The following is a 21319-nucleotide window of genomic DNA, read 5'->3' on the forward strand; positions in this document are numbered from 1 at the left end:
CTCAGCGGTCCGATGGCTCGCGACGGCACGAACTCCCGTCTGCGAGGCTGCGGTTGATCAGCGGTCGGTCAACTCGTCGTGTTGGTGGTGCGCTTGCTCAACTCCGTCTTCCCCGCAGGGCGTTGCTCACCGCGCGGTGCAGGTGAGTGCGGGGGCGGAGCCGCCGGAACCCGTGCCCTGGACGCCGAAGCTCGTACTCCCGCCCGCGCCCAGCGAGCCGTTGTAGCCCGCGTCGGTCGCGGTGACGGCGGATCCGGACTGGTGCACGCCGGCATTCCAGGCGTTGGTGACCTGCTGGCCACCACCGTAGCTCCAGGTGACCGTCCAGCCGTGGATCGCCGCGCTGCCCGCGGTCACCGTGACGTCGGCGGTGAAGCCGCTCCCCCAGTCGTTGCTCACCTTGTACGCGGCGGTGCAGCCGTTCCCCGCGGGCGGGGTACCGCCGCCGGGCGGGGTGCTGCCGCCGGTGCTCGCGGCGAAGGAGAAGCTGTTCGTGGCCAGGCCCTGCCCGCCCTGCCAGATCTCGAACCCGGCCTCGGCGTCGATCAGGTAGTGCGAGGGGTTCACCGAGCCGCGGCTGACGGCGTCGTCGATCAGCGCCTTCACGTCGAGGTTCGAGAACGAGGTGCCGCCGCCCTGCAGGACGTAGGAGATGATCTTCCACGAGGTCTGCTGCCCGGTCCACACGTCCCAACTGTGCCCGGCCGCCGAGGACGTGCCCGTCTTGGCGCCGAACGGCTGTACCCCGCCGCGGCTGTTGAGCCAGATCATGATCTCGGTGCCGTCGGGCTGGCCCTTGGTGGTGGGGGTGGAGTTGATCCACAGGTCGTAGGCGACGTCGTACGCGCCGGAGGCCGGCTGGACGGTGCTCCAGGAGGAGGTGGCGCTGCCGAGCCGGCTCACCTGAATCGGCAGGCCGCTGTTCGGGGTGCAGTCGCCCCAGTGGCAGCCCTTGAAGATCGAGGGGTACGTGGCGGGGGCGCCGTTGGTGCCGAGGTTGAAGTTCGCGGTGTCCACGGACCAGGCGGTGCCGCCGGAATAGCCAATGCACTGCTGGAGGGTGGAGTTCCACTCGTTCGCCTGGATCGTGTAGTCGCCGGCCGTGATGGTGCCCTGCGGGTCGCACGTGCTGGTCGCCGCGCTTGCGGACTGCGCGGCGCCAAGCGGCAGGAGGACGGCGGCGACCGCGGCGACGGCGAGGGCGGCGAGCAGCCGCCGCAGCCGGGGGCGCGGCGCGCGCTTGGGGCGGATGAAGCGTGTCACTGCGGTGGTCCCTTCACCTGACGTGGGGGGTTGGCGGGGTGCCACTTCCCTTATGGGAGCGCTCCCATAAGGGTGTTGCCTCACATCAAGCCAGTCGGCCGCGCCGCCGTCAAGACGGGTGGCGCCGTTCAAGAGGTGAAGTCTTTTGTACGGGGCGGGTGGTGGGCCCGCCCGCGCCGGGCCGCGGGCGTAAAGCTGTCGAACGGGCCGGGCCTTCTCCAGGGACTCCCGGCCCCCTGGGCACCCACCTCATGAAGACGCGCCGCCCGCCGCAGGGGTGCCCCTTTCGAGCCGCGCGGTGCCCGAACTTCACGCCCATGGTGCCGCTCTGCGGTGGAGCTGATGGCGCTGCGGTCGCCGACGCCGGAGGGGTGAGGGATGCCGGCGAAAGCACGTGCGGCCGCGTTCCAGGTGGTGCACCTCTCTTTGGGCACTCATCAGTCAACGACGCGCCGTGTAGGGCGGAAATGCGGCTGTGTCGGTGAAGTCCAGGTCCGCGTCGGGCCAGCGACGGCGCAGCAGGTCGGCTGTGCGAAGGGTCCAGCCGGTGAGGTGGGGGAAGGCGCGATGGGCCGTGGCGGTGCGAGCCGCGGCCTCCAGCGTCTCGACGAGCTGGGCTCTGCTGTCGTCGCCGGGTTCGCGGGTGTCGAGCACGGCGAACCGTTGCAGACGAACGATCGCCCAGGAGATGCAGGCCGCCGACAGGCCGAATCCGTACCGCCGGTCGTCCTCGGCCTCGGGCACGCCGTCGGTCAGGGCGCGGCGGTAGTGGTCGGCAAGACCGGTGGCGACGGGATCGCCCACGGTCATCCATGCCGGGCCGGGGACATGCAGGCAGACGGCGTCGACAAGGGCGTGGGTGTAGCCGGCGGACTCGAAGTCGATGAGGCGGGCGTCGGCGGGACCGGACTCGTGCAGGAGGACGTTGTTGGTCTCCGCGTCACCGTTGCTGAGGGCCAGGAACGGTCCGGGATCGCTCAACTCGGCCAGAGCGGCACCGAGTTCGGCCTCGGCTTGTCCGGTGATGGGTGCGCCCAGGGCTGCGGCGTGTCCACGTGCCTCGTCCCAGTGCCGGACGAGGCGGCTCCCACGGTCGGTCGGCAGGTCGATCGGTCCGAGGGAGATCCGTCGTGCGCGGTGGATGCCGGCGTGGCCGGCGGTCGCGGCGCCGAGTCGGCCGAGGGTGTGGGCAAAGACGGCCAACCGTCCGACGTGGGTTGCGGCGCCGTCACGGCGGAGCAGGTGGTCCAGGGCAGTGCGGGGCGCAAGGTCTTCCAGGACCATGAGCCCCCCGGGGAGGTCGGCGGCGAGAACCCGGGGGGCGAGGTCCAGACCGAGGTCGTCGGAGAGGAACCGGAGTGCGGCCACCTCGGTACGCAATCGCCAGGGTTCGGCGCGGGCTCCACCCGGATGGCTCCGCACCCATTTGACGATCACGCTCCGGGGAGCGATCGCCCCGCCGAACGTCACACGCGCGACGGCCCAGGGTTCCAGGCGCGCCCAGGTGTCGATCGTGAGGGGCGAGGAATGGAGATCCGTCAGCAGTGCTTCGACGGTGGCGCGCTGGGGGCTCGCTCCGGCGGCGGACATCAGCGCAGTGTACGACCGTCGCTCGTCCCGGCGCTGCGGTGTCCGGTCATATCGCGGCCGGCACAGTCCCGTGACGCGCCCACCCCTGCAGCCTGGCGTCGGACACCTTCTGTCGTCCGGCGGTTGGCGGTCACAACCGGCCGGTGCGGGCGATCACTTGGCCGGCGAAGTCGAGCGTCTGGTCAAGGGTGGGGAACGGTGCGTAGGCGTCCACGAACGCCTCGTCCGCACCGGACTCGGCCAGGCGCCGGAGCTTGCTGGCCAGCGCGTCGGCGGTGGTGCCCGGTTCGAGGTTGATACGTATGGCCTTCTTCAGCGCGTCGGGGTCGCGGCCGGCATCCTGCGCCGCCTGGCGCGCGAGCGTCCACAGTCGGCCGGCGACCTCGTCCGGCAGAAAATCGACCCCGAGCCAGCCGGTGGCGCTGCGGCCGACCCGGCGCATCGCGGCTTCGCTGGCACCGCCGATCCAGATGGGTGGCCCGCCCGGTTGCACCGGGCGCAGGTCGGCGTGGACCGGCGGTAGTGAGAAGAACTCGCTGTCCCAGGACACCGGATTGGAGGTCCACCACTCACGCAGGAACGCCAGCAGGTCGTCGAGCATCCGCCCGCGCCGGTGCCAGTCCGCGCTGCGGGAGATGTCGTGCTCGTCCTTCATCCACCCGAGGCCCACGCCGACCTCGAGACGGCCGTCGCTGAGCACGTCGAGCGTGGTCAGCATCCGGGCCAGGTGCGGCGGTTCCCAGTAGAAGGTGCTGAGCGTGCTGGAGTTCAGCCGCACCCGGCTGGTCGCCGTCGCGGCGACGGTCCACAGCAGCACCGGGTCGAGGTAGCGCTTCATCTGCGGCGGGTACGGCTGCTCTCTGCCCGGATAGGTGCTGTGCATGTCGACCGGCTGGACCAGGCGGTCGCCGATCCACAGGGTGTCGTAGCCGAGGTCCTCGATCCCGCGGCAGAACGCGCTCAGGCCGACTGCGCTGCTGATGGCGGGCCCGATGATGGGCAGGGTGAAACCGAGCTTCATGACGTCCTCGCGGTGATCCGTCAACCGAGTGGGCCGGACAGGGAGTTCTGCGGGAACGGCGTTATGTACACCGCCCTGTGTGGTTACCGTACGGGCTGAGGACGCCGCGCGCAAACTAAGTACACCGGCCATTACCCAACCGACCGGCAACCGGACGAAGTGCCCAGCTGACCGGGGCACTTCACGAGCGGCCTGACGCGCGGCGAGCTGCCCCGTTCCGCAGCAGCCCCCGACGTGGGAGCCTGTGCACATGTATCGCCGTGGCGCGAACAAGGATCAGGTGCGGGCCCTGCTGGAACGGTCCTACGAAGACCTGAGGGCGTCGTTCCGGTCGAGCGGCCGGCCCGTCTACCGCCTGCGGAGGCCGTGGATCGAGCCCTGCATGCTGGCCGAGAGCCACACCGTGAACGGGATGCTCCAGTCGCTGACCCTCGCTCACGGTTCGTGGGTCACCGATGAGCCGCACATCAAGGTCACAACGTGGCGGGACCTCCCGGGCCAGAGCTATGTCCCGGACCATCCCGCCGACCTCGATTCCACAGCGCCCGAGGACGTCCACGTGGACATCGACGGGACCGGGATCCCGGGGTCGCTCCACCGCCACCCCTCCGGTGTGTGGCTGCTGCGCGTGGATCTCGGCTCGCTCCACCTGCTGGGCTCCGGCCGCGGCCCCCTCGGCGAGCTGTCCTTCGAGCCGCTCACCGACCTCGCCCAAGTCATCGCCGCCCGCCGCACTTACCTCGCCTCCCGCTTCCCCGAACCCTGACGCACCCCAAAGTGCCGGTGGCGGCCTGGACCGCGGGCCGGAAGCCCTCCCGGTGCAGGGGCCACGCCGCGCCCGGCCATACGTCATGGCCCTCCGCCCGGCTGCCACCGCCCACAGGACGAGCAATGCTCCCCAGCGAGCGTCATCAACGGCCGCTCCCCCGCGCTCCCCGTTCAAGGGAGCCGTTCGCACAAGGGCACTTCGCTTCGCGGCGGGGCCTCAGGGGTGGGCGCGGTGCGCGGGACGGCCGGGGGATCCTGGCCAATTCCCTCGCTCGGCCAGGTGGAGAACGAGCGCGGCGATGTTCCAGGCGTCGTCATCGCCTCGGTGGTGCCGGCCTTCCAGCGGCAGGCCGACCATGTCCAGGGCACGGGCCATACCCACCGGTCTCGGTAGGTCGAAGGCGGTGGCGAAGACCGCTTTCGCGTTGATGTGACGCGGCCCGAAGGGGTAGTCGGCGGAGGTGGCTTCGCACTGGCGCAGGAACTGCTTGCGGTCGTAGTCCCCCCAACTCGCCCAGGCACGTCTGCCCGTGGCGTGCAGCGCGGCCAGCGATCGGCATGCCTCCTCGAAGCTGATGCCGGAGTCCACTTCGGTCTGCGTGAGGCCGGTCAGCTGCGAGCAGAAGGGGCTGACCGTAGAGCGCTCCGGGCGCACGAGGATGCGGTGCCGACTGACGCGCATGCGAGCGACGATGTCGACTACCGTCACGCCGATCTCGATGATCTCGCTCGACTGTCCTGCAGGCGGGCTCCCGTCCCAGCAGGTGGCCTCGACATCGACAACGTTCAGCAAACGGCCGTCGTCACCCATGCGCCGACGCTACTGACCTCGGTGGCGGCGGGCACCTCCTTTTCATGACGACGAGGGCGCAGAACGGCTACCGACCTGATGGCAAGGGCCACCCATAGGCGCCACGCCCGGCCATAAGCTCATGGGCCCTCGCCCGGCCGTCCCCGCCCCCAGGGCGGCAATGCTCCACGGCGAGCCCCGACAGCCGCGAGCCGCACGTGACCCTTCGCGGCACGGCACCCTATTTCTAGACGCCGCGTCTCGATAATGAGCTAGGGTGGCCCCATGGCCGAAGACCCCGCACCCGCTCGTGGGCGCAAGCGCAGTGAGCAGACGCGGTTGGCGATCCTCGCCGCTGCCTATGAGCTCACGTTGGAGGTCGGGTTCGCCGGTGTGACCGTGGAGGGCGTCGCCAAGCGGGCGGGGGCCGGGAAGCAGACCGTCTACCGCTGGTGGGCCACCAAGGCGGACGTCCTGCTGGAAGCGCTGGCGCTCAAGGCCGACCTCACGGTGTCCACCGCGGACCAGGGCTCGTTCGAGGCGGAGGTGGACGCCTTCCTGCGGGACTCCGCCGCCCTGCTGGCCGTCCCGGGAGTGGTGCCCGTGCTCCGCTCACTGATGGCCGAGGCCCAGCGCGACACCGACTTCCGGCACCGTTTCCAGGACGGTTTCCTGACCAGGCGCAGGGCCGCCTTCGAGACCGTCGTCGCCCGGGCCGCCGCCCGCGGCGACAAACCCGTCCACCTGACGGCCGCCCTCGCCGCCGACCTGGTGTTCGGCCTGATCTGGTACCGCGTCCTCGCCACCGAGCGCCTGCTCGGGGAGGACGACATCACCGCCGTCCGACGACTGCTGAGCGAACAGCCCGGCGAGGAGTGACCCATGCCCGTTCCGACCATCCTCATCACCGGGGCGACCGACGGGCTCGGCCGCGCCCTCAGCAGCGCGCTGGCCCGCAGGCCGGGGACGACGCTCATCCTGCACGGCCGCAGCCAGGACCGACTCGACCGGCTGGCCGCCGAGTTGGCCGACGAGCCCGCCACGGTGCGCACCGTCCGCGCCGACTTCGCCGAACTCGCGCAGGTGCACCGACTCGCCGATGAGATCGCCGAGTCGACCGGCCACCTCTCGGTGCTGGTGAACAACGCCGGTGTGGGCGGCGGCGAACCCGACGGCGACGACCGCCGGCTCACCCCCGACGGCAACGAGTTGCGCTTCGCGGTCAACCACCTCGCCGCCTTCGCGCTGACCCGGCGGCTGCTGCCGTTGCTCGACCGCGGCGCCCCCGCCCGTATCGTCAACGTCGCCTCGCTCGGCCAGGCGCCGATCGACTTCGCCGACCCCACTCTCGAGCAAGGCTATTCGGGCATGCGTGCCTACGGACAGTCCAAGCTGGCGATGATCACCACGGGCTTCGTGCTCGCCCGGCAGCTCGACCCGCACCGGGTCACGGTCAACAGCCTGCACCCGGCGACCTTCATGCCGACCAAGATGGTGCTGGACGCGGTGGGTTACAGCATCGACTCCCTCGAGGACGGCCTGCGGTCCACCCTGCACCTCGTCCTCGCCCCCGAACTCGACGGCGTCACGGGGCAGTTCTTCGACCGCACCCGTCCCGCGAAGGCGTCCGCCGAAGCCTACGACCGCAGCGTCCAGCAGCGGCTCTGGGACCTCAGCACCGCACTCACCAAGCGCCCGAAGTAGCCGTCCACCGGGACGCAGAGTGCCCGCAGGCCCACGCGTGAGGACCTGCGGGAACCCTTCGGCTCAGCGGTTCGCCTCCTCGAAGGCCGAGGCCAGGGTCCTGCTCTCGTCCTCCGGCACCGCCCGCTCCAGCGCCGGGACCAGATCGCGCCGCTCGTGGAAGAGGTACTGGTACATCTGGGCGAGGGCACCGTCGATCGTCAGGAGCCGGGTGTCCTCGGGGTGGCGGCCGATCAGCGTGCGGTCCAGGATGCCCTGGATCAGCTCACCCTCCTGGCGGTCGCGCCGGACGAGCTCGACGGACTCACCTCGTCGCTCCAGCACCTTGCGGACCGTGGCCTCCTTGGCCGCGAGGTGGCGTGCGAAGGTGTCGGCGAGCGGGCGTACGTCCTCGGGCCCGCTGTCGCCGCGCATCCGCAGGTCCTCCACCATCGCGAGCAGCAGGCCCCCGGAGGTGACCATGCTCGCCGCGACCCCGGTGGGCACCGCGTCGCTGCCGCCGCGGTCCTTGCGGCCCCACAGGCGCCAGCCCCGCCGGGTGCGCCCCTCGCGCCGACCGGGCGCCTTCACCGCACTGCCGCTGCGGCCCTCACTCGCTCCGCTCATGCCACCGACTCCTTCTGTGCTCTTGCCTCTCGTCCTACGGTGCTACGGACCGGCTGCCCGCGCTCCTCGCGGGCAGCCGGCAAAAGCCCCTGCTCACCCCCAGCTCACCAGGTGTCCGCCAACCCGTCCCCGCCCCGGGGGTCGTCCCTGAACCTGTCCCGCATATCCGGCAGGTCCGCGTCCTGCACGACGTGCACGGCCGCCTCCTCGGCCGAGGCCGCGCCCCCGTCGATCCCCACGTCCTCGCCGCTGACGCCGTCCCTGCGGCTGTGCGCCCCCTCGTCGGGGGCGACCAGACGGCCGGAGCGCAGATCCCCCGCTTCGGGGTCGAGCAGTTCGCCGTCGGTGTCGGCGGCGTCGCCGAGCCCGTCGCCGTCCGGTGGCCGCGTATCGGGGCGCTCGCGGGCCAGCCGCGAGTCCAGCGACTCGCCGGTGTGCTGCTCGCTGTCGGTGGTGCCCACGTCCTCCACGGCGAACGGGCGCTCGGGCGGGGAGTAGCCCTCGTCGAGCACGTCCACCAGGCCCCGGTCCTCCAGGGTGTCCTCGGGTTCCAGGGGGCCGGCGTCCTCGCGGATCTCGCGGTCGTCGCCCGGGTCCGGCTGGTAGACGTCGTCCCCGCGGTCTGCGTCCTGTGTCATGGCGTGTGTTCACCTCGTTCGCTGCGGTCCGGGCCGCCTCGCCGGGGCCCCGGAGGCGGCAGTGCGACGACGCGGCCCTCGCCGCCTGTCGGCCGACGCCTACCCCTGCGCAGGCACCGGAAACGGGAGCGGCTCCCCGGCCGCGGGCGCCGGTCAGGACCGGTGCGTGCTGCGGTGCCGGGCCCACAGCGGCAGGACGAACCAGCACAGCGCGAACCACGCCACCATGCCCGCCACCAGCCACGCCGCCACCGTGTCGTGGACGGCGATGCGCAGGACGAGCAGCAGGGAGGACGCCATGGTGCACAGCAGCAGCACCAGGCCGACGACAGTCAGCCGCGACGCCCAGACGACGGTCTCCGGCTTCAGCCGCTGCCCGGTGAGCATGCGGTGCATGGCCGCCGGGCCCACCAGGGCGCCGGTCGTGGCGGCGCCCAGCATGATCGTGACGACGTAGATGTGCCGGTCGGTGTCGGACAGCTGGGCGAAGCGGGGCTGGAAGACGACGGTGAGCAGGAAACCGAAGAGGATCTGTACGCCCGTCTGGGCGACGCGCAGCTCCTGGAGCAGGTCCGCCCAGCGGCGGTCGGCCCGCTGCTCGGCCGTCTCCTGGCGGCCGGGGCCGCCTCCTTCCGTCTCGGGCCCGCTCACCGCTGGACCTCGTCGTTCTCGCCTCCGCCCAACCGGGACGGTCCGCCGAAGGAGATCAGGTCCACCAGTCCGGACACCCCGCCCTCGCCGGCTGCCTGCCGCTGCCGTTCGGCGCCGGTGCCGCCGTGCAGCATGCGGTCCACGCCGCCGGTGACGCGTTCGGTGTCGCCCGTCTCGGCGAGCGCGGGCGCCACGTGCTCCAGCAGCGCCTCGGCCACCTCGGCGGCCTTGGCGGGCTTGCCGGTGCGGGGGTCGACCAGGTCGCCGGCGACGCCGTGGCGGGCCGCGTGCCAGCTCGCTGCCTGCATGACGTCGGCGGGCGGGTTCGGCGGGCGCCGGTCGCCGTCGGCGAGCGCGGTGGCCACCAGGGCGCGGCACAGGCCCGCCAGGGTGACGGCGCTCTCGGCGTCGAGCTGCACGTCGGGGGCGCGTACCTCCAGGGTGGGGTAGCTCTCGGACAGACGGGCGTGCCAGTAGAGCTGGTGCCGGTCGGGGATGACGCCGGTGGCCAGCACGGCGTCGGCGCGCTGCTCGTAGCTGTCGGCGTCGGGCGTGTACGGCGGGGAGCCGCTGACCGGCCAGCGGCCGAAGACGACGGTGCGCCAGCTGGCGAAGCCGGTGTCGCGGCCGTCCCAGAAGGGCGAGTTGCCGCCGAGGGCGACCACGACGGGCAGCCAGGGGCGGATGGCCGCCAGCGCCGCGGCGCCGGCGTCGCGATCGGGGACGGCGATGTGGACGTGCATGCCGTTGATCAGCTGCTCGTCCACCAGCCGGGCGGCGTCCGCGCGCATCTCCAGGTAGCGCGGCTGGGGGGTGACGGGCATGGCCAGGCCGGTGGACAGCGGGGCGCCGCCGGTGGCCGCGACGCGGCAGCCGACGCGGGCGGCGGCCCGGGCGACGGCGCCGCGCAGCCGCTCCAGGTGGGCCACGGCCTCGTCGAGCCGGCCGCACACGGGGGTGGCCACCTCGACCTGCGCCTGCAGGAGTTCGGTGTCGAGTTCGTCGCCGAGCGCGGGCTCGGGGTCGGCGGCCGCCTGCACGGCGCGGGCGCGCGGTGCGGGCAGCCCGGTGTCCGCGTCGAGCAGCAGGTACTCCTCTTCGACGCCGAAAGTGGGGCCCGGGGATCTCATGAAGGTGGCCTACCCCGGATCGCGCCGGCCACCGCCGCCCGAGTGCGGCGCCCGCCCGGCCGCCGTACAGCCACCCGCCGTCCGGCCCCATGCGCGCCCCTTTCCGGGCCTTCCGCCGCGGGCCGCCATGTTCAGGCGGCCGGGACGGGGTACGTGCGACATGCGTGGCCCGGGCGAGCGCCGGGCCGGCGGACAGGACGGTGGTGCGGTGGAGCGGGCGGACGTGGCGCAGAAGCGGGCGGAGCGGGACGGGGCCAGGGGCGACCGGCGGTGGCCGGCCCTCGCGGTGTGCCTGACGGCGAGCTTCATGACGCTGCTGGACATCAGCATCGTCAATGTGGCGCTGCCTTCGATCAAGACGGGCATCGATGCCTCGCAGAGCGGTCTGCAGTGGGTGCTGTCGGGCTATGCGCTCACCTTCGGCCTGGTGCTGGTGCCGGCCGGGCGGACCGGGGACGTGCACAGCAGGCGGGCGGTGTTCCTGACCGGGCTCGCGCTCTTCACGGCGACCAGCGCGCTGGCCGGCGCGGCCCAGAACGAGGGCTGGCTGGTGGGGGCGCGGCTGCTGCAGGGCGTGGCCGGCGGGATCCTGGTGCCGCAGGTGTCGGGGTTCATCCAGCAGATGTTCCAAGGGGCCGAGCGGGGGCGGGCGTTCGGGCTGCTGGGCGCGACGATCGGGGTGTCCACCGCGGTCGGCCCGCTGCTGGGCGGGCTGCTCATCGAGGCGTTCGGCGCGCACGAAGGCTGGCGGTGGGTGTTCTACGTCAACCTGCCGATCGGCCTGGCGGTGCTGCCGCTGGCGCACCGGCTGCTGCCGGGGCCGCCGAAGAAGGAGGGCGGTGCGGAGGGCCGCGAGCGGCGCAAGGGCGACCTGGACCCGGGCGGGGTGCTGCTGCTGGGCGCGGGCACGGTGGTGCTGCTGCTGCCGTTCGTGCAGGAGGAGCAGTGGAGCAGTCCGCTCAAATGGCTGCTGGTGCCGCTCGCCCTGCTCGTGCTGGCCGTCTTCGTCGGCTGGGAGCGGCGGCACGCGCGGCGCGGCGGCGAACCGCTGGTCGACCTGGGCCTGTTCCGGCAGCGCTCCTACGGCCTGGGGGTGCTGCTGTCGCTGCTCTACTTCGCCGGCTTCACCGCGATCTTCTTCATCCTGACGCTCTACCTGCAGAACGGGCTGCACTACTCGGCGCTGGAGGCGGGCCTTTCGGTGATGCCGTTCGCCCTGGGCTCGGGGGGTGCGGCCGCCGTGGGCGGGCGGATCGTGAACCGCTTCGGGCGGCCGCTGGTCGCCTTCGGCCTGGGCATGGTGATCGTGGGGCTGCTGGGCACCGCGCTGGCGGTGCACCTGGACACCGGGAGGACGGTGGGCTGGGCGACGGCCGCGCCGCTGCTGCTGGCGGGGCTGGGCAGCGGCCTGGTGATCTCGCCGAACCAGACGCTGACCCTCAGCGAGGTGCCGGTCGCCCGCGCGGGCAGTGCCGGCGGGGTGCTGCAGACGGCGCAGCGGATCGGCTCGGCGGCGGGGATCGCCGCGGTGGGCTCGGTGTTCTTCTCCAAGGTGAACAGCCGAGGCGCCGACTGGCCCGGTGGCTTCCAGCTCGGCGTGCTCACCTCCACGGGCCTGGCCGCCCTCGCCCTGGCGGTCGCCCTGATCGACATCCTGGGCGGCCGCAACGGTGATGCGGACGCGAGCTGACCCGGGCCGCCCTTCGTAGAACCCATGAGCTGACCCGGGGCCGCCCCTCGTCGCACCCGCGTGCTGACCCGGGTCCACCCCTCGTGGCACCCGCAAGCCGACCCGAGCCGCCCCTCGCCGCGCCCGCGGGCAGCCGTCAGGCGCAGCCTGCTTCCGTGCGGCGCCCGGCGACGGAGCACAGCAGGCCGCCGGCACCGCAGCGCAGTGCGGCCGGGCGCCCGCGGAGCCGGAGGATCTAAGCTCACCCCGCGGGGGCGGTACTGGACGCTGATGCGGCCGCCCACGTCCGCCCGGGTCTTCGGGATCGCGTGGTCCCAGGTGCGCTGGCAGGAGCCGCCCATGACGATCAGGTCGCCATGGCCGAGGGGCACCCGCAGCGTCCTGCCGCCGCCCTCGCGCGGGCGCAGCAGCAGCGGGCGCGGCTCGCCCAGGGAGACGATCGCCACCATGGTGTCGCGTGCCGCGCCGCGCCCGAACCGGTCGCCGTGCCAGGCGACGCTGTCGCGCCCGTCGCGGTAGTAGCACAGGCCCGCGGTGGTGAACTCCTCGCCCAGCTCCTCGGCGTAGTGGGCGTTGAGTGCGTCGCGGGCGCGCTGGAGCAGCGGGTCCGGCAGCTGTTCGCCCGCCGCGTAGTGGCACAGGAGGCGTGGGACGGCCACCACGTTGTCGTACATACGGCGGCGCTCGGCGCGCCAGGGGACATCGGCGGCCAGGCGTTCGAACAGGTCGTCGGCACCGCCGAGCCAGCCCGGGAGGGTGTCGATCCACGCGCCGTGGGCCAGCGGGGTGCGCCGGGCCCCTGCCAGCTCGGACAGGCCGGGATCGCCGGCCGCGAAGAGAGAGCCTTGCTGGTGGTGCATGGCCCCACCCTACTCCTTTTTCGTACACCCATTCGAATGAATTCGGCTGCGGGCGCGCCCGGCGGCCCGGCGGCGGACGATGGGGGCATGCTCTTCGCCGATGTCGCCCGGGTGTCGCGGGAGGTCGCCGGGACCTCCTCGCGCTCGCGCAAGACGCAGCTGCTCGCGGACTTCTTCCGCGCCGCCGAACCCGACGACGCGCCCATCGCCATCGCGTACCTGGCCGGGCGGCTGCCGCAGGGGCGGCTCGGCGTCGGCTGGGCCGCGCTGCGGGACCGGGCGGCGCCGGCCGCGCAGCCCTCGCTGACCGTGCGCGGGGTGGACGCGGCCCTCACCGCGGTCGGCGAGGTGTCCGGGCAGGGCGCGCAGGCCGGGCGGCGGGCGCTGCTGCAGGACCTGTTCGGCGCGGCGACCGCGGCCGAGCAGGAGTACCTGCTGGGCCTGCTCACCGGCGAGGTCCGCCAGGGCGCACTCGACGCGGCCGCCGTGGAGGGCCTGGCCGCGGCCACGGGCGCCGATCCCGCGGGGGTGCGCCGGGCCGTGATGCTCTCCGGGGCCCTGGAGCCGGTGGCGCAGGCGCTGCTCGCGGACGGGCCGCGGGCTCTCGCGCAGTTCCGCCTCACCGTGGGGCGGCCGCTGTTCCCGATGCTCGCAGCCTCGGCGAAGTCGGTGACCGAGGCGCTCGCCCGGCTCGGCCCGTGCGCTGTGGAGGAGAAGCTCGACGGCATCCGGGTGCAGGTGCACCGCGAGGACGGCCGGGTCACGGTGTTCACCCGCACCCTGGACGACGTGACCGAGCGGCTGCCCGAGGTCGTGGCGGCAGCGGCCGGCCTGGACGCCGAACAGTTCGTCCTGGACGGCGAGGTGCTGGCGCTGGACGCCGAGGGGCGGCCGCGGCCCTTCCAGGAGACCGCGGGCCGGGTCGGCTCCCGGGTGGACGTGGCGACGGCGGCCGCCGCGCTGCCGGTGGCCCCGGTCTTCTTCGACGTGCTGGCGCTGGAGGGCCGCGACCTGCTCGACCTCCCCTACGCCGAGCGGCACGCGGCCCTGGAGCAGCTGGTGCCCGTCGCCCAACGGGTGCGGATGCAGCCGGTCGCCCACCCGGAGGACGCCGACGAGCTGCGCCTGGCGGAGGACTTCTTCGCCGCCACCCTCGCCCGCGGCCACGAGGGCGTCGTCGTCAAGGGCGTCGACGGCACCTACGCGGCCGGGCGGCGCGGCGCGTCCTGGATCAAGGTCAAGCCCGTGCACACCCTGGACTTGGTGGTGCTCGCCGTCGAGTGGGGCCACGGGCGGCGCACCGGCAAGCTCTCCAACCTCCACCTGGGCGCCCGGGCCGAGGACGGCTCCTTCGTGATGCTCGGCAAGACCTTCAAGGGCCTGACCGACGCGCTGCTGGACTGGCAGACCGAGCAGCTGCTCGCCCGGGCCGTGCGCGACGACGGCCACGTGGTCACCGTGCGGCCCGAACTCGTCGTGGAGGTCGCCTATGACGGCGTGCAGACCTCGCCCCGCTACCCGGCGGGCCTGACCCTGCGCTTCGCCCGCGTCCTGCGCTACCGCGACGACAAGACGCCCGCCGAGGCCGACACGGTGGAGACCGTCCGGGCCGCCCACACCGCGACCCGGTGAGCCCGCACCCCACTGGTGGGCCGTACGGGCTGCGGCAGGGACCGGCGGCGGGGCAGCCGGTTGGGGCTCCGCCGCCCGGGTAGCCGAAGGGCCGCGGCGGGCCCCGCTTCCCCGACAGCGACCATCCCGCACCCAAGGAGGCGAGACGCGATGGCCACCACCACCCGGCAGGACGTCCTCGGCACCCTGATCGACACCTGCGGCCGCACCTATGCCGACGAGGCAGGCATCCGGCTCAAGGACACCCCGCAGCCCCTCTACCAACTGCTCGTCCTGTCCCTGCTGCTCAGCGCCCGCATCCGGGCGGGCGTGGCCGTGGCGGCGGCCAAGGAGCTGAGCGAGGCCGGGATGCGCGACCCGAAGCGGATGGCGCGGGCCACCTGGCAGCAGCGGGTGGACGCCCTCGGCCGCGGCGGCTACCGGCGCTACGACGAGCGGACCGCGACCCAGCTCGGCGAGGTCGCCGAGCAGGTGGACCAGGAGTACGGCGGCGACCTGCGCCGGCTGCACGAGCGGGCCGCCGGCGACACCGGCGCCCTGAGCGAACTGCTCCAGGAGTTCCCCGGCATGGGCCCGGGCGGCGCGAGCATCTTCCTGCGCGAGGTGCAGTCCGTGTGGCCGGACGTGGCGCCCTACCTGGACGGCAAGGCCCTCCAGGGCGCCGAGCGGCTGGGCCTGCCCGACTCCCCCGGCCCGCTGCTGCGCCTGGCCGGCGACACCGACACCGCCGTCCTCGCCGCGGCCCTGGTACGTGTGGCGCTGGACAAGGGCGTGGCGGAGGACGTGCAGGAGGCCGCGGCCCATTGAGCCGCGGGGTGATCGCGAGGTGAGTGTCGGCGTCCATGGGCGCCGGCCGCGAGGTAAGGGTCGGCGCCTATGGGCGCCGGCCCTTACGTCTGCGCCGCCAGGGCGATCAGCAGCGCGGCCAGGCCGACGGTGAGCCAGGTGACGTAGTCGCCCAGCAGTCCCGAGTGCAGGCGGCGCAGCGGCAGGACGAGGCGGCGGTCGCCCCAGGCGGCCAGGGTGCGCGCGCCGCGGGCGGCAGCGAAGCGGCGGTCGGGCCGCCAGACTGCGCACGCGGCCAGCACCGCGGCCAGCGCGGTCGAGAGCACCCCGAGCAGCACCCCGGTGAGCGTCCAGTCGGTGCTCGGCAGCGCGGTGGTCAGGGCGGGCGCGGCGGTCCCCTGGACGTCGGCGAGGTAGCCGGCGTGGTCGCCGAAGGTGCGGGCGGCCGAGCCCAGCGCCCTGCCGACGCCGGGCCACACGCCCACCGCGAGCGCCCCGAGCAGCAGCAGCGCGGGCACCGCCGTCATCGTGCGCGGCACCGGGCGCTGCGGGTCACGCACCTCGGGCTCCTCGGCGTCGCCGCTGGTCTCGACATCGCTGTGGCTGGGTTCGGGTACGACGCCCGCGCCGTAGAAGACCCGCAGCGCCGCCCGCAGGACCGCGCCGCCGGTCAGCGCGGACACCAGGACGTAGAGCGCGGGCAGCCAGCCGGCCCGTTCAGCGGCCGCGTGCTCGGCGACTGCCTTGCCGAGGGCGGTGCCGAAGGGCGGCAGCCCGGCCAGGGCGAGTCCGCCGGCCACGAAGAGGGCGCCTGCCGCCCGGGAGTCGCGTCCGCGGCCGAACAGTCCGTACTCGTCCACCGAGCCGTGCCGGTCGAGCAGCACGCCGGTGAGGCCGAACAGCGCGGCCTTCACCCCGGCGTGGCCGGTGATGTAGAGGGCGGCGCCCGCGGTGTCCTGGGGGCGCAGCAGGCTCAGGCCGAGCAGCCACAGGCCGACGTGGCCGATCGTGGAGAACGCCAGCAGCCGCTTGAGGTGGCGCTGCTGCCAGCACATGACGGCGCCGGTCAGCGCGGTCAGCGCGCCCAGCACGGCGAGGGTGTGCGTGAAGGCCGCCGCGGGCACGCCGCCCGGCCCGGCGAAGACCGTCAGGTAGATCCGCAGGGTGCCGTAGACGCCGAGCTCGACCATGACGCCGGACATCAGCATGCACACCGGGGTGGGCGCGACCGCGTGGGCATCGGGCAGCCAGAAGTGGAAGGGCACGGCCGCGGACTTGACCAGCATGCTCGCCATCACCAGGACGAAGGCGGTCACGACGAGCGCGTCGGTGCGGTGCCCGGCGAGCGCGGCCCCGGTCTGCGCCATGCCGAGCTCGCCGGTGCGGGCGTAGAGCAGGCCGATGCCGAGCAGCGAGCAGTAGGCGGCCAGGGAGTTGACGACGCCGAAGGTCAGGGCGCCGTGCAGCGGCCTTGGGTCCTCGATGCGGTAGCCGGTCAGGGCGTAGGCGACCACGCCCATCAGCTCGAAGAAGACGAAGGCATCGAACAGGTCGCCGGTGAGGGCGAATCCGCACATGCCGGCCTCGAAGAGGAGCAGCAGCGCGGGGAAGGTGCCGCCGTGTCCGGCGGGCGGTTCCTCGAAGTACCGCCAGGAGTAGACCAGGACGGCCGCGACCAGCACGGAGACCAGCAGCGCGAGCCCGATGCCGAGCCGGTCGCCGACCAGGACGATGCCGACGCTGTGCCCGTCGTGGATCGTCCAGCCGCCGGCCCAGGACACCACCCGCCCGTCGCCGGCCCGCGCCCACAGCAGGCACAGCAGCGCCGTCTCCAGGGCCGCCCAGGCGGTGGCGAGGATGTCCGTCGCGGTACGCGGCAGGAGCCGCCCGGCCAGGACGAGGACGGCGGCGCCGGCCAGTGGCACGGCGACGGGCAGCGGCAGCAGGTCCGCGGTGGACGGCACGGGCGGTGGTCAGCCCCTCAGCTCGGTGAGGTCCTCGGGGTCCACCGTGCCGGTCCGCTTGCGGATCTGGATCACCAGGCTCAGCAGCAGCGCGGTCACCGTGGTGCCGACGACGATGTCGGTGAGCACCAGGGCCTGCACGACGGGGTCGACGACAGGGGTGCGGGTGGGGATGTCGGAGAAGACGGGCGCGGTGCCGCCGCGGCGGAAGCCGACACCGAGGAGCAGCACGTACGTCGAGGACTGGGCGACGGCCAGGCAGCCCACGGCGTGCACGAGGTTGCGGCTGGTCACCATGCCGTAGATGCCGGCCAGGAGGATCCAGCCGGCGGCGAGGAAGGGCAGGATGCTCATCGGCCGTCCTCCCCGGTCGAGTCGGGCGCCTTCGGGCCGCCTTCGGGGCGGTGCGGGGAGGCGATGTCCACGGCCTGGTCGAGGAACTGCGCGATGAGGACGATGACACCGGAGGCGACCTCGACGCCCACCGCGGCGTTGAGCAGCGGCACCAGGCCGCCGGAGGCGAGGTCGTTGAAGGTGCCCAGCGGCAGGACGTTCTGCAGGTAGGCCGCCGAGGCGCACAGCCCGGCCAGGCCCAGCAGGCTGTAGGCGCCGGCGCCCACCGCGTCCAGGGCGGCGAACACCGCCAGCGGCCGGACCCGGCGCAGCACCCGGTAGTCGGCGGCGACGTAGGCCAGGTGCAGGGCGGTGGCGAGCACGACGCCGCCCTGGAAGCCGCCACCGGGGCTGAGTTGGCCGTGCGCCACCACGTAGGCCCCGACGAGGACGGTGACGGGCAGCAGGCAGGCGCCGAAGAGGCGGGTGGAGGGCAGGACGCCGCCGGGCTGCGGCGCGGCGCGGTCCTCGTCGCGGGCCCGGCGCAGCAGGGCGACCGCGCCGAGGACGGCGCCGAAGAGGATGAACTCCTCACCGAGGGTGTCCAGGGCGCGCTGGTCGAAGTTGACGGCCGAGACGGCGTTGGCGGTGCGGTGCTGGAGGGAGGCGGCCACGGCCCTGGTGCCGTAGGGGTGGTCCTTGGTGCCGAAGGGCGGCAGCTGCGTGAAGGCGGCGACGAGGAAGCCGCCGGTGACCCCCGCGGCGGCCAGGAACATCGCGGTGCGGGCCCGGCGGTTCATCCCTGCTCTCCCGGTGCGCTCTTGCGGTCCTCGCGCGACGGGGTGCCCTGCTGAGCGCCGTCGCTGGGGCCGCGGCGCACCTTGCGCACGGTCAGCAGGATCAGCAGCGGGGTGACGGCGCTGCCCACGGCGAGCTGGGACAGCGCCACGTCCGGCGCCTGCACGGCGACGAAGAGCAGCGCCAGGCACACCCCGAGCACGGCGAGCACCACCGACTGCCGCACCGGGTCGCGGGTGAGCACGGCGACGGTGGCCGCGGCGGTGACCAGCACGAGCGCGGCCACGACGAGGAAGTCGACGGCTCCGGGAGAGGTGATCACGCGGGCGGCTCCTCGGGTACGTCGGCGGCGTCGCCCCCGGCTTCCTCGGCGCGCAGCATGGTGCGGCCGATCACGACGGTCAGGGCGGGGCCGCTGAGCGCGGTGAGGGCGCCGACGAACAGCAGCTTCACCGCCTGGCGGCCGGCTCCGGCGTCCAGCGCGAGGGCGAGGCAGATGAGCGGCACGCCGAGGCTGCTCGCCGGGGAGAGGGCGTGCAGCCGGGCGTAGGGGGTCGGCAGCAACAGGAGGGCCGCCGCTGCCAGTAACAAGGCCGCACAGCCCGCCGTGAGCAGGGCCAGCGCGCACACGTGCCGTGCGTCCATGTCAACGCCGTCCCGAGGGCTGGGGGCCGCTCGGCGCGCGCCGGTCGGCGGCGCCGGTGCCGGGGTGCTCGCCGCCGGCCAGGCAGCGGGCAAAGACCAGCGTGCCCGCGGGCGCGAGGACGGCCAGGACGAGGGCGACGTCGGTGTACGCGGCCGGGCGGTGCAGGCCGCGGGCGGCGACCAGCAGGACGGCGGTGGCGACCACTCCGGACAGGCCCATCCCGGCCAGCCGCTCGGCGGGCTCGCCGCGGCAGGCCCGCCACAGGCACGGCCCCATGCCGAGCGGCAGCAGCACGCACGCGGCCAGCAGCCACCCGTTCACGCCGGCCGCCGCGCGCCCAGGGCCCGCTCGACCCGCGAGGGCGGCCCGGCGAGTACGTGGACCACGAGGTCGCCGCCGCGGCCGCCCTCGGGGGTGCTTCCGGGGTCCCGCTCGGGCGGATCGTCCGCGAAGCCGCCCAGCCGCGGCACCCCGGCCACGTCCAGCACGCAAGCGCCCGGGGACGCCGACAGCAGGGCCGAGGCCAGGGCGGTGTCCACCTGGGGTTCGAGGCGTACGACGAGCCTGCGGCCGGGTGCGGCCCGGCCGCGTATCGCCTGCGCGACGGCGACCGTGAGCTGACCGGTCTCGGCCAGCAGCGTCAGGGGGAAGGCCGCGGTCGCGGCGGCCAGCCGGCGGCTGCCGTGCGCGCGGGGGTGCTCGGCGCGGCGCAGCGCCTCGGCGGCGACCGCGCCCAGCAGCGCGAAGCCCGCACCGACCGCGACCTCCAGACCGGTCACCGTGGAGATGAGGATGACGTAGAGCAGGAGCAGCAGCCCGCCCCAGGCGGCCATGGTGACCGCGGTGGCGAGTGCTTCGGAGCGGCGGCGCCCGGCGGCGGGGGCGTGCCCGCCTCTGCCGCCACCCTCGTCCTCCTGCCGGTCCTCGGTGCTCACCGGGACTCCAGGCGGAACTGCGCCTCCTGCTCTTGGTCGCCCGAGGCGGTGCCGACCACGCGGACGGCGAACGCCTCGGCGAGCCCTTCGCGGATGCGGTCCACCGCCCGGTACCCGCCCTGGACGGTGGCCGTCACCGGCTGCGACAGATGGGCGGGCCCGGGCAGGCCCAGGGTGCGCGAGACGTCGAAGGTCGCCGTCCAGACGCTGGGGCGGCCCTCCTCCACCTCTGCGGGGCGGTCGGCGGTGTCCCGGTCGGAGGGGAAGCTCGCCTGCAGCGCCTCCAGTACGGTGCGGGCGTCGTCCGTCCCGCAGCCGTCGAGAACGACCGTGACCTGCGCGGCGGGGTCCACGGGTCCGGCGGGGTGCTCTTGCGCGGTGCTCACGGTGACGTTCCTCTCGCGGTGCTGCTCGGGGGGGGCGGCCGGGTCGGCGCCGGGCGCTGCGGACCGCCCGGCTGGGCCCGGCCCGGCCGGTCCGCCGTACCGGCGGGCCATGATCAGCGCATTTCCGCTGAGCGGCGGCCAAAACCCGGCATTGCGCCGTTCGGGGGCGGGCTGTTCGGGTGGTCTGCGGGAACCCGCCACAATCGGTGCATGGCCAAACGCACGTCCCGCCCCGCCGCCCGCGCCTCCGCCGGGGTCTCCGCCCACGCAACTGTCACGACTCCCGCGCCGCTCGCACCCGGCGCCCCCTGCCCGTGCGGGCTGCCCGCCGCCTACGGCGAGTGCTGCGGCGCCCTCCACGCCGGGCGTTCGGCGGCGCCCACCGCCGAGCGGCTCATGCGGTCGCGCTACAGCGCTTTCGCCGTCCGGGACGCGGCCTACCTGCTGCGCACCTGGGCCCCCGGAACCCGCCCGCCCGCCGTCGACTTCGACCCCCGCCTGCGCTGGACCGGCCTCGACATCCTCGCCACGACGGACGGCACCGCCTTCCACACGCAGGGCACGGTCTCCTTCGCGGCGCACTACGAGATCGGCGGAGAGCGCGGTGTCCAGCGCGAGGACAGCCGCTTCGTCCGCGTGCAGGGCTCCTGGCTCTACGTGGACGCGATCTCCTGAGCGCCCCGGCGCTGCTGAAGCGGTGACGAAAGCTCAGCGCGGTGGCCGAGCGGCGGGGCTGTGGAAGACCGTGCGCCGCAGGACGGTGAAGCGGACCGCGGTGAAAAGGCACGACGCGGCTGCCTCCACCAGGGTCTCGGAGAGCCTGCCGCAGGAGGGGTTCAGGTGCCGCCACCCTTCGGTGGCGGCTTCGTTCACCAGGTAGCCGCCGAGGAAGAGCACGCCTGCCACCAGGTGCGCCCGGGCGGGGTGCGCCGGTGAGCGGCGGAAGGCCAGCCGCCGGTTGGCCTCGGTGTTGAGCAGCGTCGTCGCCAGCAGTGAGACCAGGTTCGCCGCGGCAGTGGGCCACCAGGCGCGCAGCAGCCAGTAGAGCGCCGGCTGCACGAGCAGCCCCGCCGCGCCGATCGCCAGGAACACGACCAGTTCGCGAGAAGGCCGCCGCGGCGGGCCGGT

At 74.0% G+C, this 21319-nt stretch carries 24 protein-coding genes and 1 pseudogene; 7 read left to right on the forward strand and 18 right to left on the reverse strand.

Annotation, left to right across the window (positions count from 1 at the left end; genetic code table 11):
• Nucleotides 1–126: 126 nt before the first annotated feature.
• The 3 genes from BLR33_RS02095 to BLR33_RS02105 all read right to left on the reverse strand — a co-directional run bounded on the left by BLR33_RS02095 (nt 127) and on the right by BLR33_RS02105 (nt 3874).
• Nucleotides 127–1263 (reverse strand): GH12 family glycosyl hydrolase domain-containing protein, encoded by a 1137-nt coding sequence (locus BLR33_RS02095; protein ID WP_322987084.1) that lies wholly within the window; start codon nt 1261–1263, stop codon nt 127–129.
• Nucleotides 1264–1704: 441 nt separating this feature from the next.
• Complete coding sequence (locus tag BLR33_RS02100) at nt 1705–2853, reverse strand: phosphotransferase (RefSeq protein WP_093782473.1); 1149 nt, start codon at nt 2851–2853, stop codon at nt 1705–1707.
• A gap of 130 nt (nt 2854–2983) precedes the next feature.
• A complete protein-coding gene (locus BLR33_RS02105) occupies nt 2984–3874 on the reverse strand; it encodes a TIGR03619 family F420-dependent LLM class oxidoreductase (RefSeq protein ID WP_093782474.1) in 891 nt (296 codons plus the stop codon).
• Nucleotides 3875–4124: 250 nt separating this feature from the next.
• Between BLR33_RS02105 and BLR33_RS02110 the strand changes: the two genes are divergently transcribed.
• Nucleotides 4125–4640, forward strand: a complete 516-nt coding sequence (locus tag BLR33_RS02110; protein ID WP_143031607.1) for a hypothetical protein — start codon at nt 4125–4127, stop codon at nt 4638–4640.
• 219 nt (nt 4641–4859) lie between these two features.
• Here BLR33_RS02110 and BLR33_RS02115 read toward each other — a convergent pair whose 3' ends face one another.
• Nucleotides 4860–5453: a 3'-5' exonuclease gene (locus tag BLR33_RS02115; protein ID WP_093782476.1), complete on the reverse strand. Its 594-nt coding sequence runs from the start codon at nt 5451–5453 to the stop codon at nt 4860–4862.
• 264 nt (nt 5454–5717) lie between these two features.
• Between BLR33_RS02115 and BLR33_RS02120 the strand changes: the two genes are divergently transcribed.
• Together BLR33_RS02120 and BLR33_RS02125 are read left to right on the forward strand one after the other, a co-directional pair.
• Nucleotides 5718–6311, forward strand: coding sequence for a TetR/AcrR family transcriptional regulator (locus tag BLR33_RS02120; protein ID WP_093782477.1), 594 nt, complete (start codon nt 5718–5720; stop codon nt 6309–6311).
• A 3-nt stretch (nt 6312–6314) separates the two neighbouring features.
• A complete protein-coding gene (locus BLR33_RS02125) occupies nt 6315–7136 on the forward strand; it encodes an SDR family NAD(P)-dependent oxidoreductase (protein ID WP_093782478.1) in 822 nt (273 codons plus the stop codon).
• 63 nt (nt 7137–7199) lie between these two features.
• Here BLR33_RS02125 and BLR33_RS02130 read toward each other — a convergent pair whose 3' ends face one another.
• The 4 genes from BLR33_RS02130 to BLR33_RS02145 form a co-directional block, all read right to left on the reverse strand.
• On the reverse strand, nt 7200–7742 hold the full coding sequence (locus BLR33_RS02130) for a hypothetical protein (protein WP_093782479.1): 543 nt from the start codon (nt 7740–7742) through the stop codon (nt 7200–7202).
• A gap of 104 nt (nt 7743–7846) precedes the next feature.
• Nucleotides 7847–8380, reverse strand: coding sequence for a DUF5709 domain-containing protein (locus BLR33_RS02135; protein ID WP_245771089.1), 534 nt, complete (start codon nt 8378–8380; stop codon nt 7847–7849).
• Nucleotides 8381–8533: 153 nt separating this feature from the next.
• The gene (locus BLR33_RS02140; protein WP_093782480.1) at nt 8534–9031 is read right to left on the reverse strand and encodes a DUF6328 family protein; all 498 of its coding nucleotides are present in this window, start codon (nt 9029–9031) and stop codon (nt 8534–8536) included.
• Nucleotides 9028–10161, reverse strand: a complete 1134-nt coding sequence (locus tag BLR33_RS02145; protein WP_093782481.1) for a carboxylate-amine ligase — start codon at nt 10159–10161, stop codon at nt 9028–9030. Before BLR33_RS02145 ends, BLR33_RS02140 begins: the two co-directional genes overlap by 4 nt.
• Nucleotides 10162–10321: 160 nt before the next feature.
• Between BLR33_RS02145 and BLR33_RS02150 the strand changes: the two genes are divergently transcribed.
• The gene (locus BLR33_RS02150) at nt 10322–11851 is read left to right on the forward strand and encodes an MFS transporter (protein WP_407639622.1); all 1530 of its coding nucleotides are present in this window, start codon (nt 10322–10324) and stop codon (nt 11849–11851) included.
• Between the two features lie 242 nt (nt 11852–12093).
• Here the strand turns inward: BLR33_RS02150 and BLR33_RS02155 are convergent.
• Nucleotides 12094–12711: pseudogene (locus tag BLR33_RS02155) on the reverse strand (alpha-ketoglutarate-dependent dioxygenase AlkB); the annotation flags it as partial.
• An 87-nt stretch (nt 12712–12798) separates the two neighbouring features.
• On the opposite strand from BLR33_RS02155, the gene BLR33_RS02160 reads away from it, so the two are divergent.
• Both BLR33_RS02160 and BLR33_RS02165 read left to right on the forward strand, forming a co-directional pair.
• Nucleotides 12799–14343 carry an ATP-dependent DNA ligase gene (locus BLR33_RS02160; protein WP_093782482.1) on the forward strand — a complete coding sequence of 515 codons (1545 nt, stop codon included), beginning with the start codon at nt 12799–12801 and terminating at the stop codon, nt 14341–14343.
• Nucleotides 14344–14493: 150 nt separating this feature from the next.
• Nucleotides 14494–15150 carry an endonuclease gene (locus tag BLR33_RS02165; RefSeq protein ID WP_093782483.1) on the forward strand — a complete coding sequence of 219 codons (657 nt, stop codon included), beginning with the start codon at nt 14494–14496 and terminating at the stop codon, nt 15148–15150.
• An 83-nt stretch (nt 15151–15233) separates the two neighbouring features.
• On the opposite strand, the gene BLR33_RS02170 is transcribed toward BLR33_RS02165, so the two are convergent.
• Genes BLR33_RS02170 through BLR33_RS02205 form a run of 8 tightly spaced genes read right to left on the reverse strand, consistent with a single transcriptional unit; the run spans nt 15234 to nt 20191 of the window.
• On the reverse strand, nt 15234–17093 hold the full coding sequence (locus tag BLR33_RS02170) for a complex I subunit 5 family protein (RefSeq protein ID WP_176930077.1): 1860 nt from the start codon (nt 17091–17093) through the stop codon (nt 15234–15236).
• Between the two features lie 9 nt (nt 17094–17102).
• Nucleotides 17103–17447 (reverse strand): sodium:proton antiporter, encoded by a 345-nt coding sequence (locus BLR33_RS02175; RefSeq protein WP_093782484.1) that lies wholly within the window; start codon nt 17445–17447, stop codon nt 17103–17105.
• Nucleotides 17444–18226: an MnhB domain-containing protein gene (locus BLR33_RS02180; protein ID WP_093782485.1), complete on the reverse strand. Its 783-nt coding sequence runs from the start codon at nt 18224–18226 to the stop codon at nt 17444–17446. The genes BLR33_RS02175 and BLR33_RS02180 overlap by 4 nt, the downstream gene beginning before the upstream one ends.
• Nucleotides 18223–18543, reverse strand: a complete 321-nt coding sequence (locus BLR33_RS02185; protein ID WP_093782729.1) for a Na(+)/H(+) antiporter subunit B — start codon at nt 18541–18543, stop codon at nt 18223–18225. The genes BLR33_RS02180 and BLR33_RS02185 overlap by 4 nt, the downstream gene beginning before the upstream one ends.
• Nucleotides 18543–18869: a cation:proton antiporter gene (locus BLR33_RS02190; protein ID WP_093782486.1), complete on the reverse strand. Its 327-nt coding sequence runs from the start codon at nt 18867–18869 to the stop codon at nt 18543–18545. The genes BLR33_RS02185 and BLR33_RS02190 overlap by 1 nt, the downstream gene beginning before the upstream one ends.
• A 1-nt stretch (nt 18870) precedes the next feature.
• Nucleotides 18871–19191, reverse strand: a complete 321-nt coding sequence (locus tag BLR33_RS02195; protein ID WP_245771091.1) for a monovalent cation/H+ antiporter complex subunit F — start codon at nt 19189–19191, stop codon at nt 18871–18873.
• Complete coding sequence (locus BLR33_RS02200) at nt 19188–19805, reverse strand: hypothetical protein (protein WP_093782487.1); 618 nt, start codon at nt 19803–19805, stop codon at nt 19188–19190. The genes BLR33_RS02195 and BLR33_RS02200 overlap by 4 nt, the downstream gene beginning before the upstream one ends.
• A complete protein-coding gene (locus tag BLR33_RS02205; protein WP_093782731.1) occupies nt 19802–20191 on the reverse strand; it encodes a hypothetical protein in 390 nt (129 codons plus the stop codon). The genes BLR33_RS02200 and BLR33_RS02205 overlap by 4 nt, the downstream gene beginning before the upstream one ends.
• Before the next feature lie 210 nt (nt 20192–20401).
• Here BLR33_RS02205 and BLR33_RS02210 point away from each other — a divergent pair, with 210 nt between their 5' ends.
• Entirely contained in the window at nt 20402–20866 is a 465-nt protein-coding gene (locus BLR33_RS02210) for a YchJ family protein (protein ID WP_093782488.1), read from the forward strand.
• A gap of 33 nt (nt 20867–20899) precedes the next feature.
• Here the strand turns inward: BLR33_RS02210 and BLR33_RS02215 are convergent, their stop codons facing one another.
• The gene (locus BLR33_RS02215) at nt 20900–21283 is read right to left on the reverse strand and encodes a GtrA family protein (RefSeq protein ID WP_245771092.1); all 384 of its coding nucleotides are present in this window, start codon (nt 21281–21283) and stop codon (nt 20900–20902) included.
• Nucleotides 21284–21319 lie beyond the last annotated feature (36 nt).

The organism is Actinacidiphila guanduensis (assembly GCF_900103985.1).
In the GTDB taxonomy this organism is placed as follows: domain Bacteria; phylum Actinomycetota; class Actinomycetes; order Streptomycetales; family Streptomycetaceae; genus Actinacidiphila; species Actinacidiphila guanduensis.

Excerpts from the sequence above, each read along its gene's own strand:
- BLR33_RS02100 (WP_093782473.1), bottom strand. The coding sequence starts at position 2,853 with ATGTCCGCCGCCGGAGCGAGCCCCCAGCGCGCCACCGTCGAAGCACTG.
- BLR33_RS02105 (WP_093782474.1), bottom strand. The coding sequence starts at position 3,874 with ATGAAGCTCGGTTTCACCCTGCCCATCATCGGGCCCGCCATCAGCAGC.
- BLR33_RS02110 (WP_143031607.1), top strand. The coding sequence starts at position 4,125 with ATGTATCGCCGTGGCGCGAACAAGGATCAGGTGCGGGCCCTGCTGGAA.
- BLR33_RS02115 (WP_093782476.1), bottom strand. The coding sequence starts at position 5,453 with ATGGGTGACGACGGCCGTTTGCTGAACGTTGTCGATGTCGAGGCCACC.
- BLR33_RS02120 (WP_093782477.1), top strand. The coding sequence starts at position 5,718 with ATGGCCGAAGACCCCGCACCCGCTCGTGGGCGCAAGCGCAGTGAGCAG.
- BLR33_RS02125 (WP_093782478.1), top strand. The coding sequence starts at position 6,315 with ATGCCCGTTCCGACCATCCTCATCACCGGGGCGACCGACGGGCTCGGC.
- BLR33_RS02130 (WP_093782479.1), bottom strand. The coding sequence starts at position 7,742 with ATGAGCGGAGCGAGTGAGGGCCGCAGCGGCAGTGCGGTGAAGGCGCCC.
- BLR33_RS02135 (WP_245771089.1), bottom strand. The coding sequence starts at position 8,380 with ATGACACAGGACGCAGACCGCGGGGACGACGTCTACCAGCCGGACCCG.
- BLR33_RS02145 (WP_093782481.1), bottom strand. The coding sequence starts at position 10,161 with ATGAGATCCCCGGGCCCCACTTTCGGCGTCGAAGAGGAGTACCTGCTG.
- BLR33_RS02150 (WP_407639622.1), top strand. The coding sequence starts at position 10,322 with ATGCGTGGCCCGGGCGAGCGCCGGGCCGGCGGACAGGACGGTGGTGCG.
- BLR33_RS02160 (WP_093782482.1), top strand. The coding sequence starts at position 12,799 with ATGCTCTTCGCCGATGTCGCCCGGGTGTCGCGGGAGGTCGCCGGGACC.
- BLR33_RS02165 (WP_093782483.1), top strand. The coding sequence starts at position 14,494 with ATGGCCACCACCACCCGGCAGGACGTCCTCGGCACCCTGATCGACACC.
- BLR33_RS02175 (WP_093782484.1), bottom strand. The coding sequence starts at position 17,447 with ATGAGCATCCTGCCCTTCCTCGCCGCCGGCTGGATCCTCCTGGCCGGC.
- BLR33_RS02180 (WP_093782485.1), bottom strand. The coding sequence starts at position 18,226 with ATGAACCGCCGGGCCCGCACCGCGATGTTCCTGGCCGCCGCGGGGGTC.
- BLR33_RS02190 (WP_093782486.1), bottom strand. The coding sequence starts at position 18,869 with ATGGACGCACGGCACGTGTGCGCGCTGGCCCTGCTCACGGCGGGCTGT.
- BLR33_RS02210 (WP_093782488.1), top strand. The coding sequence starts at position 20,402 with ATGGCCAAACGCACGTCCCGCCCCGCCGCCCGCGCCTCCGCCGGGGTC.